We start from the raw sequence: 12,520 nt of genomic DNA, 5'->3' as shown, positions 1-12,520 counted from the left end.
ATCGGACGATACTGGCCGTGTCGAGGCCCCACATGGATCGACAACTGTTTCGCTTATCCAAACAGTTAGCAATTATGACGGGAGTTCGCTTCGAGAGCAGTGCTCGGATGCCTATTCGACACGAACCGGACTCGTCTGCAGGAGTATCGAGAAAACGAATGCGGAAGCCGAACGAACGAGCGTGTGAAACGAAGTGGTCTGTGAAACGAAGTGGTGATCGAGTGGGTGGGTGCTTAGAACCCTTTTCCGAGTAGTTCGCGGGCGATAACGTTCTTCTGAATCTCGGACGTTCCCTCGTAGATCTGGGTGATCTTCGAGTCGCGGTAGAAGCGCTCGACGGGGAAGTCGTTGACGTAGCCCGAGCCGCCGTGGATCTGGACGGCTTCGTTGGCAGCGTCGACGGCAACGCGAGAGGCGTACTCCTTGGCCATCGAGGCGAGTTTGGTGACGTCCTCGCCCTGGTCGACGTGCCAGGCGGCCTTGTAGGTCAGGTTACGCGCGGCCTCGGTTTCGGTCGCCATATTGGCGAGTTTGTGCTGAATCGCCTGGAACTCGCTGATCGGCTGACCGAACTGTTCGCGATCCTGTGCGTACTCGAGTGCCTCTCGAGTCGCACCCTTCGCGATCCCGACGCCCTGTGCGGCGACGCCGACACGAGTGGCGTCGAAGAACTGCATCTGCTGCATGAACGCGGCGTCTTTGGTTCCGATGAGGTTCTCTTCGGGGACGCGCACGTCGTCGAAGATGAGTTCGGCAGTGTCGGAGGCACGGATCCCCATCTTGCCGGTGATTTTGTCGGCGCTGAATCCGTCGCGGTCGGATTCAACGACGATCTGGCTGAAGCCGTTGTAGCGGCCCTCGGCGTCGGGGTTGGTCTTACAGAGGACGACGAAGAAGTCGCCGACGGTCCCGTTCGTGATCCACATCTTGTTGCCGTTGACGACCCACTCGTCGCCGTCCTTCTCGGCCTGCGTCGAGACCGAGGAGACGTCCGATCCCGTGTCGGGTTCGGAAATCGCTGCGCCGGAGATCTTCTCGCCCATCGCAACGGGCTCCAGGAATCGCTCCTTCTGGGCTTCGGTACCGAACGCTTCGATGGCCTCGGTCCCGAACGAGCACGCCAGAATCGAGAGCGCGATACCGGGATCGTAGGAGAACAGCTCTTCGGCGATGATTGCGGTGTCGATGACCGAGTAGCCCGCGCCGCCGTACTCGACCGGGATCGAGGAGCCGACGAGGCCCATCTCCGCGGCCTGATCGACGATTTCGTGGGGGAACGTCTCTTCCTCGTCGAACGTCTCCGCTTCGGGGACGACTTCGTTTTCGGCGAATCGAGCGACTTCCTCGCGAATCTGTTCCTGCTCTTCGGTGAGACCGAATTCCATGTCACCGACTTTCTACCCCAGCGATAAAGAGCTTTGTAACCCGTGATAAACGGAACTATAGTTTCCTCCAGAGAGAGGGAAACGTTCAAACACGTGCCGATTCCATGTGTGACCATGGAGCTCGAAGATATCAACACCGTCGCAGTTCTCGGTGCAGGCAACATGGGCCACGGCATCGCGGAGGTCGTCGCGATGGCTGGCTACGACGTGAACATGCGCGACATCAACGAGGAGTTCGTCCAGAACGGCTACGACCAGATCGAGTGGTCGCTCGACAAACTCGCCGAAAACGACCAACTCTCCGAGGACGAGGCCGAGGCCGCCCTCGAGCGCGTGACGCCTCTCGTCGATATGGCGGACGCCTGTGGCGACGCGGACGTCGTCATCGAGGCCGTCCCCGAAAAAATGGAGATCAAAGAAGAGGTTTACACCGAACTCGAGTCGGTCGCCCCCGACCGAGCCATCTTCGCGACGAACACCTCGAGTCTCTCGATTACGGACCTCTCGGAGTTCACCGAGCGTCCCGAGCAATTCTGCGGAATGCACTTTTTCAACCCGCCGGTGCGGATGCAACTCGTCGAAGTAATTTCGGGAGCGCAGTCGAACGACGAGACGCTCGACGTGATCGAGGAACTGGCCGACGACATCGGCAAGTCGCCCGTTCGCGTCCACAAGGACTCCCCCGGCTTCATCGTCAACCGCGTGCTCGTCCCGCTGATGAACGAAGCCTGCTGGCTCGTCGAGAGCGACGAGGCCACCATCGCCGAAGTCGACTCGACGACGAAGTACGACATGGGTCTGCCGATGGGCAGTTTCGAACTCGGCGACCAGGTCGGCAACGACATCAGCTACCACGTCCTCGAGTACATGCACGACGTGCTCGGCGAGCCCTACGAGCCGTGTCCGCTCCTCGAGCGAAAGGTCGAAAACGAGGAACTCGGCAAGAAAACCGGAAAAGGATTCTACGACTACGAGGACGGCGACGGCGCCGACATTCCAACCGACGAGCAGTCGGATCTCGTCGAGTCCCGGCTGACCGCGTCGATGGCCAACGAAGTCGCGAAGTTGATCGGCAACGACGTCGCGCCGCCTGAATCGATCGACGAGGCGACGAAACTCGGCGCTGGCTTCCCCGACGGGCCCGTCAAGATTGTCGACAAGTTCGGCATCGAGAACGCCCTCGAGACGCTCGAAGACGCCTACGAGCAGACGGGCCACGAACGCTACGAGCCCGCTGACTACCTCGAGGAGCGAGCGTCCGAAGGCGGCTTCTACGACGCTGCGGAGGACGACGACGGCGTCGAATTCGACGCCATCCGCGTCGAGTACCCCGGCGACATGGTCGGTCACATCGTCCTCGACCGACCACACCGGATGAACACCATTAGCGACGACTTGCTCGAGGAACTCGCCACAGCCGTCGACTTGCTCGAGGACGACGAGGAGGTTCGCTCGATTCTGATCACGGGCGAGGGCGAGAAGGCCTTCTCCGCCGGTGCTGACGTCCAGAGTATGGCCGCGGGCGGCGCGGACCCCCTCGAGGGCCAGGAACTGTCCCGACTGGGACAGCAGACGTTCGGCAAACTCGAGGCCTGTGACCTGCCCATCGTCGCCGGTATCGACGGCTTCTGTCTCGGCGGCGGAATGGAACTCTCGATGTGTGCCGACCTCCGCGTGGCGAGCGAGCGCTCGGAGTTCGGCCAACCGGAACTCGACCTCGGCTTGCTGCCCGGTTGGGGTGGCACGCAGCGACTCAAACACATCGTCGGCGAGGGCCGTGCGAAGGAGATCATCCTCACCGCGGAGCGCTTCGACGCCGAGACGATGGCCGACTACGGCTTCGTTAACGACGTGGTCGCCAATAACGAACTCGAGGACGAAGCCCTCGACCTCGCGACCGATCTCGCCGGTGGCCCGCCAGTCGCCCAGAAGTTCACCAAACGCGCGATGCTCACCGGCCGCCACGACACCGAAGCCGGCCTCGAGTACGAGGCCTCCGCCTTTGGCCACCTGATGGCGACCGACGACCTCATGGAGGGCATCACGGCCTTCATGGGAGACGGTGAGCCGGAATTCGAAGGAAAGTAAGGCTGGCCTCGAGAGCGAGTGCGTTGCCGGACGTGTGGGTTTTCGCGATAGAGAACCCGAGGAACCCCAGAGGAACACTTTTATGACAGTATTCGTATTTTTCAGTAATGTCGACAGCACCGCACGACGCCGACGGGATCCAAGAGCGACTCGTCGACCACTTCGGACAGCTCCCGGCCGGCGTCTACGTCCTCGTGTTAGTTCTCTTCTTCGAGGGAGTCTTCTCGTACCTCAATCCCGCTGCAGCGGGCGAGGCGCTTACGACAGCTGAAATTGCCGGTGTAATACTTCCACTTCTCGTCGTTGGCTGTTTGCTCTCTGGGCATCCGATCGGCTGGTTGCTCGCGCTCACGTACTTCGGCGGAACGGCCACCCTCGGATTGTTCCTCGGAATGTCCGTCGGTTCGCTTCCACTCCTGATGATCGTCGTCTACGGGGCCGTCGTCATCTATCTGCTAGCCGTGAGCGAACACTACGACGACCCGTTTCAGTGGATCACTGGGAACCGTTCTCCGAGCAAGTGAGGCCGCCGAACGCGTCGCGAGTCCCAGCCCGCGTGAGTGAGTCCTCAGGCGATACATCTTTACTCGAGAGGGACGTATCTCTGCGTCCAATGGCGGCTTCGCTCGAGGACGAGTACGACTTCTGGCTGCTCGATTTAGACGGGACGCTCATCGACGTCGAGTGGTCCTACACCCGTGAGATATTCGACCGGGTCGGCACGAAACTCGGACGCGAGTTCACCGACCGGGAGGCGGACATCCTCTGGAGCGGCCTCACCGGCTCGAGAAACCGTCAACTCGAGGAGTGGGGGATCGACCCTACACTGTTCTGGGATGCCTTCCACGAGGAGGAGGATCCGCTCGTTCGGGCCGAACAGACCTACCTCCACGAAGACGCCGCGTTCGTCACCGACCTCGACGTGCCGGTCGGCCTGGTCACCCACTGCCAGAAGTTTCTCTGCGAGCCGGTGCTCGATCACCTCGACATTCACGACTGGTTCGACGCCCGACTGTGCTGTACCGAGCAGACTGGCTGGAAACCGGATCCGGAACCAGTGCAGTCCGTGATGGACGACCTCGGCGTCGGTGACAACGGCCACGTCGGCGTCCTCGCCGGCGACGGGGCGAACGACGTCGGTGCAGCCTGGAACGCCGGACTCGATGCGATTCACGTCGAACGGGTCGGCCACGACCGACGCGGGCTGTGTGTTCGGGGCGACTATCGCGTCGATTCGTTCGACGAGTTGTTCTGAGTGAGAGTGAAGAAATATTGACTGTTCAGCGCTCGAGACGGCGCTCAGCCAGCACCAAAAAAGATTCAGTGCTTCACTCTGAGTGACAGCCAGAGACACGATGAAATACTGCCTTACCTGCGACTGGTACACCACCCCCGCAGACGAGCCTTCCAAGGCCACTCGCTCGAAAGACGCCATTGACCATCACGTCGAGACAGGCCACACCATCGACTCGAGTAACGGCATCGTTCCCCCACAGTTGCCCGACCTCCCCGAGGAAGTGTTCGTTCGGGATCTCCTTCCCGCCCGCTCGAGCGACTGATCGTGACCGAGACGGCCCGTCATCGTGCGATTCGTTCCGGGACCACTCATTCCCGAGTGGTGCGTCTTCGGACGAATCGAGTTCCGTTCGAACCGTTCCCAGTTGGATAGTCCAATTAAGCGTAGTGTGACTCGAGGTAGTCCACGATTGCCTCGCTCTCTGCGAGCGTCTCCTCGCGATCGGTGTCGACGAGGAACGGAATCGAATCCTCGCTGCTCAGTTTCGTCATCATCTGGTGCGTCTGTTCGTTGAGCACGTCGCCACCCTCACTGCCTGGACGTCGCGGATTGTGAATCACGTACGAGACGCCGATATCAGTGAGTGTTTGTCGAACATCGCCGCTGTGCGGACAGCTCTCTGCCTGGTAGAGTTCGAGCATCGACGACAACGACCTCGACGACGACTGTAATAGTTTCCCGTGCACGCTCCCACTCGAGTGAACGCGGCGGTCACCTGACGTTCGATTGCTCGCGCGCCGGCTGAAGTTCGTCGTCGACCAGCGTCTCGTACGCCCGACGAAACCGTTCGGAGAGCGCCTGATGTGAGATTCCTAACTCCTCGGCAAGTTCCTCCATCGAGATGCCGCGGGGGATTTCGAAGTAGCCGTGCTCGAGTGCGGCCTCGAGCGCTTCCTGTTGTTGGGGGGTCAGTCTGGTGTCGGTGCCGGAGACCGTGCTCACGTCGCTGACTCGTCGCAAGTCGACGGAGATGCCCGTCTCCTCGAGTCTATCGTAGGCGTCGACGAGGGTGTCTCTGTCGGGGAATCGCACGCGAACCTGCCACCAACCGTTGGTACCCCACATCTCGAGGACGGAGCCGCCGTCGGCGAGCAATTCGTCGCGGAGTCGTTTCGTTCCGTTCTCGAAACTCACGTCGAAGAGCAGTCGGGAGTCCGTCTCGACGAGCAGTTCGTACGCCGCGACTGAGTCGTCCAGTTCGAACGCCCGTTCGACGGTCTCGCGGTCGACGTCTGAGACCCACAGGGAAGGGTTAGTCTTGGATACCGAGGACTCGAGTTCGAACGTGGCCTCGGATGCGTGTTCGAGTGCTGTCCCCAGCGTCGTCTCCGCTGCAGGGAGCCGGAACTCGGCTATCGTCGACATCACCACTTGTACACCACACACGCCTAAAAATCACTGTTCTGACAAGAGTGACTATCGCCCTCGTTGATATCGACTCCCGAACGGTGACGTATCGAGGACGGTCAGCGGGCGATATCGATCTCCGGGTCGGAGTCGAGTGCAGCCTCGAGTTCGCGCACGCTCTCCGTGTCGACTCGATCCGGGTTCGCGAGGACGCGAACGGGTTCCGAATCGACGGGAACGAACGCGAGGTCGAGTCGGTCGGCCGTTTCGCGAAGGCCGAGTCCAGCGTCCGCGTCGCCGGCGATTACCTTCCGGGCGGGACTCTCGTGGGCGCGAAGCGCCAGGTCGAAGCCGTCGATGGCGTCGCGAAGGTCCTCCGCACGCTCGTCTCGATCGGCAGCAATTGCGTCCAGTTCGGCCTCGAGACTCGAGCGAAGCCCGGAGTCGGTCGTCCGGTTGACGAATCGCAGATCCGTCTCGAGCAGGTCCGCCAGTCCCTCGAGTTCGTCGGGGTTGCCGGGCCTAACGACGAGACCCCACTCGCGGCGCCAGCGGCCGAGTTCGACTGCGTCCACGTCGCGCTCGAGCGGACCGGACACCACGGCGACATCGGGGACGCCGTCGCGGAGTCGCCGGAGGCCGGGTCTCGTACCAATCGAGAGGTACCGAGGGTTCTCGAGTCCGTCGAGCAGCCGATTCAGCGTCGGGTCGTCCTCGCCGACGCCGAGCAGCGTGGGTGGCCGAACGTCCGGCGAGAACAGCGTGACCGCGACGGATTCACCGTCCTCGAGGTAGTCCGTTTCCGGGCTCACTTCGACGACGCCGTCGGCCTCGGCGAGACTCGTCGTCGCGCCGCTTCCCTTGTCGACGGGGTAGACGAGTGGCGACTCGTCCTCGCGTTCGACGACCCCCACGGGCATGAGCCGGAGTCGCCCTTCGCCGTAGCGTTCCTCTCGAGCCATGACGCCCGACACCGTCGCCGAGTCGGGTTCGGGGACGCCGGCGGCCGCGCGAATCGCCGGCGCGACGAACGTTCGAAAGACCATCATCGCAGAGACGGGGTAGCCGGGCAACCCGACGTACGCGGAGTCGCTAGCTGACGAGCGATCCTCGCCGTTCGGCCCATCCGACCCGTCCGAGCCCCCGAGTCGGCCGACGAGCATCGGCTTCCCCGGTTTGACGCTGACGCCGTGGAGGAGGAGTTCGCCTTGCTCTTCGATCACTCGGTAGATGACGTCGACCGCGCTCGCGCTGGTCGATCCGGAGGAGAGGACGAGGTCGCACTCGTCGGCGGCTCGTCTGAGGATTTCCTCCATCTCCGCTTGCTCGTCGCCCGCGTGCGGGTAGAGCACCGCCTCGCCGCCGGCGTCTTCGACGCCCGCGGCGATCGTGTAGCTGTTGACGTCGTAGATCTCCCCGCGCGCGCTCTCGAGGTCGCCTCCAGGTCGCACGAGTTCGTCGCCGGTCGAGACGATACCGACCGTCGGGCGGGCACGGACGGGGACCTCGTCGACGCCGAGCGCGGAGAGCAAGCCGATATCGCGGGGCGTAATCCGCGTTCCCGGTCCGAGCGCGCGTTCGCCCGCCGCGACGTCGGCCCCGGCGAACATGACGTTGTCGCCGGGTGCGACCGACGTTCGAATCCGGACGGTCTCCGTCTCGGTGTCGATATCGGTTCGCTCGACTGGCACCATCGCGTCGGCCCCCGAGGGCATCACCGCACCGGTCGAAATCTCGACGGCCTCGCCCGCCTCGAGGTCGATCGTCGGTTCTTCGCCGGCGTGGACCTCGCCGACGACCTCGAGTTCGGCCGGGTCCGCCTCGTCGGCACCGAACGTCTCTCGAGCCGCGAGCGCGTAGCCGTCCAGACTCGCGCGGTCGAATCCGGGCACGTCGAGTTCGGCGTCGAGTCGCGCGACGAGCACGCGACCGCTGGCCTCCTCGAGTGGCACGCGGTCGATTCCGCCCTCGAGGGAGAGCGACTCGATCGCCTCCCGTGCGGCCGCCGGCGACGCGAGATCTCGAAATTCCTTGCGTTCCATACCTGGCGTTGACGGGCCACGCGTAAAAACGTCGACCGACTCGTATCCGTCGCGATGCGATTCGGGTCGCTCGAGTCGACACGATTGGGACGAAGCGACCCGCCAGACCGAGTCGACACAACTGGTGTGCGGTGAACCCGCGGGACCGAACCAAATCCGTGACGAGTCGACGTGGCCCGACGCCGGTTCGGGTGGTAATTCGCCAGTAGCGTCGCTCGACGGTGGCGTCCTCGAGGGCCATTTATATTCACGGACGGATAGATGACTTTTTCCGATCGAGCGTCAAATGGCGTGGTATGGCTATGCATGGCTCTCGGCAGGTAACGGACACGGCTGTGTCGCTTCCGGACGCCGTGCCACTCGACCTCTCTCACCTCACCCGATTGAGTTGGGAGCTCGGCTCGCGGGTCATCCGCGACGAGGATGCGTCGCTTCACAGCGAGTGGACGCAGACGGGTCGCTCGTGGGTGCTGTCCATCTTCCGCGTCACGAACAACACCGTCACGTTACGCGTCCGAACGCCAGTCGGTCGAGAGCGATTCTACGGCGCCGCCGAACAGGACCTCGAGACGGCGTTGCCCCGCCTCGAGTCGGCAACCAACTGGCAGCGACTCGAGTAACGGCCCATTCTGCGACGTAGATGCGTCGGTCGTGACACCGAGGGGAACGGTTACAACGCTCCCAGTTGAGTTCGTTGGTATGTCACGGCTTAGCGAATCTGATCGCGAGCGAATTAGTTCGTTGTTCGACCGACACCTCGAGGTCGGACTCCACCACGGCGCGCAGTTGGCGGTCTCTCTCGACGGCGAGCAGGTACTCGACCTCGCGGGCGGGACGACGGGGCCGAACGGTGACGAGGAGACGGTCGCCCAGCGACACGTGCTCTTCTCGTCGACGAAACCGTACGCGGCCGTCACGCTCCACACGCTCGTCGACGAGGGCCTGCTCTCTTACGACGACCACGTCGTCGATCACTGGCCCGAATTCGCCGACGCTGGTAGCGAGAAGTCCGAAATAACGGTCCGACAGGTGCTGAGCCACACGGCCGGCCTCCCACGGGGCGAGATCGATCGACGGCCGGACCTCTGGCCCGACTGGGACGCCGTCATCGAGCAACTCGAGGAGATGGAACTCGTCTACGCGCCCGGAGAGGTTCCAGCGTACCACCCCCTGACCTTCGGCTGGCTCGTCGGCGAACTCGTGCGCCGGACCACGGGGACGCCCATCGAGGAAGCCGCCGCCGAACGCGTGTTCGATCCCCTCGAGATGGCGAACACGGGAATCGGACTCCGAGACCACGAGACCGACGACGTCGCGACCCTCACCGCGTTCGACGAGTTCGACCGCTGTCGGGACCCCGGCGAAGGAATGGGCGATCACAACGCCGTCGCCGCGCCGTTCAACACCGAAGCGATCCACCGAGCCGTCATCCCCGCCGCGACCGGCATCGGGACGGCGAGCGACATGGCCCGCTTCTACGCCTGCCTCGCAAACGGCGGCGAACTCGAGGGCACGCGCATCCTCTCGGAGGAAACCGTCGAGACGATGATCGCCCTCGAGGCTGAGACGGAGGCAGACGGCACGCTCGATCGCGAGGCGCGCTTCGCGCTTGGCTTCTGGAAAGGCGGGACGACGGCCGCACCGTACGGCGTGCTCTCACCGAAGCGCGTCTTCGGGCACGCCGGACTCGGCAGTAGCGTCGGGTGGGCCGATCCCGAAGAAGGAGTCGCCTTCTCCTACGTGACGAACGGCGTCCGTGACGGCTCCTACGAACACACCGCGCGGGTAAACGCCCTCGCGGACGCGCTCCGACTCGCACTCGCGACTCGGTGAGCGCCTCGAGTCCGAACGGCAGGGATCGAACTGCCTGTCAGGACGGTGGTTGGTCCGGTCGTCGCTTGCGCTCAGGCGAACGCCCGGAAGATGTCACTGAACAGGATGAGTAAGATACCTGCCGCGATAATCAACAGCAAGAAGAGGATAAAGATGAGCGCTGCTTGTCGGCCGGTGAGCGTACTCCCTTCGAGGAATTCGTTAACGTCCATACCTGCTGGTTAGCGAGACAGTGGTATTAAACGATGGTGGTCCTAGACGGTCGGCTCCCAGTTTTCGACGGCGACGGTTTCCCCTGAAGGGATTCCCTCGCGTTCGTCGTCGACGACCACCCAGCCGTCGGCGAGTGCGACGCTCGAGAGCACGCCCGATCCGCTCGCCCTGGTCGGAATCGCCCGGTATTGGGGCTCGTTCGGCCCAAACTCTCCGTCCCCGGATTCGCGTTCCTCGAGTTGCACGCGTGCGAACGTTCGCGTGCCGGGTTCGCTCGGGATCTTGCGCTCGAGGCGAGCGGTCGTCGTCGGGTGGGGGTTAGGCGTCGTGCCCTCGAGCCAGTTCATGACGGGCCGGAGGAACTGGACGGCGTTGACGATGCAGGCGACGGGGTAGCCGGGGAGGGCGAGCACGGGCGTATCCTCGACGATACCGAGGCAGACGGGATGGCCGGGTTTGAGCCCAACGCCGTGAACGAGCACCTCGCCGAGGTCGTCGATGACTTCGGGGAGGAGGTCTCGCTGGCCGACCGAGGAGCCGCCCGTGGTGACGACGACGTCCTTCGTCAGATCGCGCTGGATCGCCACGCGCAACGAGTCGGGGTCGTCGGTGACGACGTCTCGGTACGTCGCCGTGCCACCCCAGCGTTCGACGAGTCGGGAGACGGTGAGGCCGTTCGTCTCGACGACTTCCCCCGGGTCCGGGTCGCACTCGACGAGTTCCTCGCCCGTCGGCACGACGCCCACCGTCGGCGGCGTCGCGACGGTCACCTTCGCGTACCCCGCAGACCGCAGGAGGCCGAGGTCAGACGGCCGAAGGCGATGACCCGCCTCGTAGAGGTGTTGGTCCGCCTCGATATCCTCTCCGACGGGGGCGACGTTCTCGCCCTCCGCGACGGCGTCTTCGACCTCGAGTTCGCCGACCGACTCGCGTTCGGCGACGTGTTCGATCATGACGACCGCGTCGGCACCCTCGGGCAGGGCGCTGCCGGTGTGGACTCGCGCGGCGACGTCCGGCGAGACGGACGCGTCACCGCCCGTTCCGTCGGCGATTCGGAGGACTTCGGGCGAGCGGTCGCTCGCGCCGAACGTGTCGGCCGCGCGAACGGCGTAGCCGTCCATCGCCGCCCGTTGGTAGTGGGGAACGCTCCGCGCCGCCGTAATCGGCGCGGCGAGTATCCGGCCGTCCGCACGCTCGACGTCGATCGTCTCGATGCCCGTCTCGGGCTCGAGTTCGGCCCCTTCCCCGACAACCGCCTCCCGAAGTATCCGACGCGCTTCGTCCACCGGCGTCCGTACTTTGAACCCAGATTGCTTCCGATCGCTGTCGGCTCCGTTCATACCCTGACTCGAGGTGCCGTGGGCCAAAAACGTAGGGGACACGACCGGAACCGCGATTCAAGTCGGCAGTCGTCCACACCGACACTATACTTATATACAACTGATCAGAATGCTGGAACGATTACCGATGACCCTCCAACTCGAGCCCGTGACGCTGACGATACTCGCCGTGGGATTCGTGGTGGCGGTCCCGTTTTGCTGGTACGGCATCAGCGAACTCCGACTCGCGAACCGAATCCTGCGTTCGGAACCAAATTCGGTGCTCGACACCACCGACGGCGGCCACGTCGAACTTCGCGGCACGGCACAGCCACTCGAGGCCGATCGATTGTGTCGCTCGCCGATCAGCGCCACACCGTGTCTCGCCTACGAGTGTGAAGTCGAGACCCTCTCATCGAGTGGCTCACAGAACTCCTCGAGTTGGTCGACCGCCTACACCGATCAGGAGTACGTCCCGTTCAGACTCGAGGACGACGACGCGAACGTCCTGATCGAGCCGCCGGGAGCCGACTTCCGCCTCGAGACTGACGCGCAGGTCAAAGTCGACGCCGGGACGGAACCGCCGTCGGCCGTCGCGCAGTTCATCGAGGAAACCGACGATGTCGATGCACAGAACACGGGAGACGACCGGGGACTTCTCGATCGGTTCACGGACACTGACCGACGCTTCACCGAACGCCTTCTCCTTCCCGACGGGTCGGTCCACGTCTTCGGGACGGCCCGCTACGACACGACCGTCTCGAGCGCGCCGGGACAGGTCAACGCCGCAGTCGGCCTCGACGAGGCGGCCTACGACGACAGTCGCTGGCTCCGCCTCCGGCACTCGCTGTTCGGTGGTCCGTTCATCATTTCCGACAGCACGGAACGGCAACTCGGCCTTCGCGCCGGTGCGTACGGACTCTTCAGCGTCGCACTCGGTCTCCTCGCTGCAGGAATCGCCATCTTCTGGGCGTTTTGAGTGTCGTAGTGCGTTCT

13 protein-coding genes are annotated in these 12,520 nt (G+C 63.7%); 7 read left to right on the top strand and 6 right to left on the bottom strand.

The genetic code is table 11. The features are described from left to right. Window positions 1-233: 233 nt before the first annotated feature. Window positions 234-1,385 (bottom strand): acyl-CoA dehydrogenase family protein, encoded by a 1,152-nt coding sequence (locus tag BB347_RS01650; protein WP_076579027.1) that lies wholly within the window; start codon window positions 1,383-1,385, stop codon window positions 234-236. Between the two features lie 114 nt (window positions 1,386-1,499). Here BB347_RS01650 and BB347_RS01645 point away from each other — a divergent pair, with 114 nt between their 5' ends. From BB347_RS01645 to BB347_RS01630, 4 genes are all read left to right on the top strand, one after another. After that, complete coding sequence (locus BB347_RS01645; RefSeq protein ID WP_076579030.1) at window positions 1,500-3,473, top strand: 3-hydroxyacyl-CoA dehydrogenase/enoyl-CoA hydratase family protein; 1,974 nt, start codon at window positions 1,500-1,502, stop codon at window positions 3,471-3,473. A gap of 107 nt (window positions 3,474-3,580) precedes the next feature. Further along, a complete protein-coding gene (locus BB347_RS01640) occupies window positions 3,581-3,997 on the top strand; it encodes a hypothetical protein (protein ID WP_076579032.1) in 417 nt (138 codons plus the stop codon). An 89-nt stretch (window positions 3,998-4,086) separates the two neighbouring features. Beyond that, window positions 4,087-4,728, top strand: a complete 642-nt coding sequence (locus BB347_RS01635) for an HAD family hydrolase (protein WP_076579034.1) — start codon at window positions 4,087-4,089, stop codon at window positions 4,726-4,728. A gap of 100 nt (window positions 4,729-4,828) precedes the next feature. Continuing rightward, window positions 4,829-5,032, top strand: coding sequence for a hypothetical protein (locus tag BB347_RS01630; protein WP_076579036.1), 204 nt, complete (start codon window positions 4,829-4,831; stop codon window positions 5,030-5,032). A 115-nt stretch (window positions 5,033-5,147) separates the two neighbouring features. Here the strand turns inward: BB347_RS01630 and BB347_RS01625 are convergent, their stop codons facing one another. From BB347_RS01625 to BB347_RS01615, 3 genes are all read right to left on the bottom strand, one after another. Further along, the gene (locus tag BB347_RS01625) at window positions 5,148-5,411 is read right to left on the bottom strand and encodes a glutathione S-transferase N-terminal domain-containing protein (protein WP_076579038.1); all 264 of its coding nucleotides are present in this window, start codon (window positions 5,409-5,411) and stop codon (window positions 5,148-5,150) included. 70 nt (window positions 5,412-5,481) lie between these two features. Continuing rightward, window positions 5,482-6,135 carry a helix-turn-helix domain-containing protein gene (locus BB347_RS01620; RefSeq protein WP_076579040.1) on the bottom strand — a complete coding sequence of 218 codons (654 nt, stop codon included), beginning with the start codon at window positions 6,133-6,135 and terminating at the stop codon, window positions 5,482-5,484. Window positions 6,136-6,236: 101 nt separating this feature from the next. Then, window positions 6,237-8,159, bottom strand: coding sequence for a molybdopterin biosynthesis protein (locus tag BB347_RS01615; RefSeq protein WP_076579042.1), 1,923 nt, complete (start codon window positions 8,157-8,159; stop codon window positions 6,237-6,239). A 296-nt stretch (window positions 8,160-8,455) separates the two neighbouring features. Between BB347_RS01615 and BB347_RS01610 the strand changes: the two genes are divergently transcribed. Then, window positions 8,456-8,779 (top strand): hypothetical protein, encoded by a 324-nt coding sequence (locus BB347_RS01610; protein WP_076579044.1) that lies wholly within the window; start codon window positions 8,456-8,458, stop codon window positions 8,777-8,779. A 79-nt stretch (window positions 8,780-8,858) separates the two neighbouring features. Further along, window positions 8,859-9,992 carry a serine hydrolase domain-containing protein gene (locus tag BB347_RS01605; protein WP_076579046.1) on the top strand — a complete coding sequence of 378 codons (1,134 nt, stop codon included), beginning with the start codon at window positions 8,859-8,861 and terminating at the stop codon, window positions 9,990-9,992. A 71-nt stretch (window positions 9,993-10,063) separates the two neighbouring features. Here the strand turns inward: BB347_RS01605 and BB347_RS19165 are convergent, their stop codons facing one another. Together BB347_RS19165 and BB347_RS01600 are read right to left on the bottom strand one after the other, a co-directional pair. Next, window positions 10,064-10,204 carry a hypothetical protein gene (locus BB347_RS19165; RefSeq protein WP_168170918.1) on the bottom strand — a complete coding sequence of 47 codons (141 nt, stop codon included), beginning with the start codon at window positions 10,202-10,204 and terminating at the stop codon, window positions 10,064-10,066. A 42-nt stretch (window positions 10,205-10,246) separates the two neighbouring features. Beyond that, on the bottom strand, window positions 10,247-11,545 hold the full coding sequence (locus BB347_RS01600) for a molybdopterin molybdotransferase MoeA (RefSeq protein WP_076579048.1): 1,299 nt from the start codon (window positions 11,543-11,545) through the stop codon (window positions 10,247-10,249). A gap of 127 nt (window positions 11,546-11,672) precedes the next feature. On the opposite strand from BB347_RS01600, the gene BB347_RS01595 reads away from it, so the two are divergent. Then, complete coding sequence (locus BB347_RS01595; RefSeq protein WP_076579050.1) at window positions 11,673-12,503, top strand: E3 ubiquitin--protein ligase; 831 nt, start codon at window positions 11,673-11,675, stop codon at window positions 12,501-12,503. The last annotated feature ends 17 nt before the right edge of the window (window positions 12,504-12,520 follow it).

It is taken from the genome of Natronorubrum daqingense (assembly GCF_001971705.1).
GTDB classification, from domain to species: domain Archaea; phylum Halobacteriota; class Halobacteria; order Halobacteriales; family Natrialbaceae; genus Natronorubrum; species Natronorubrum daqingense.
The sequence above is the reverse complement of the archived record's forward strand: the minus strand, read 5'-3'. Positions and strand labels throughout refer to the sequence as shown.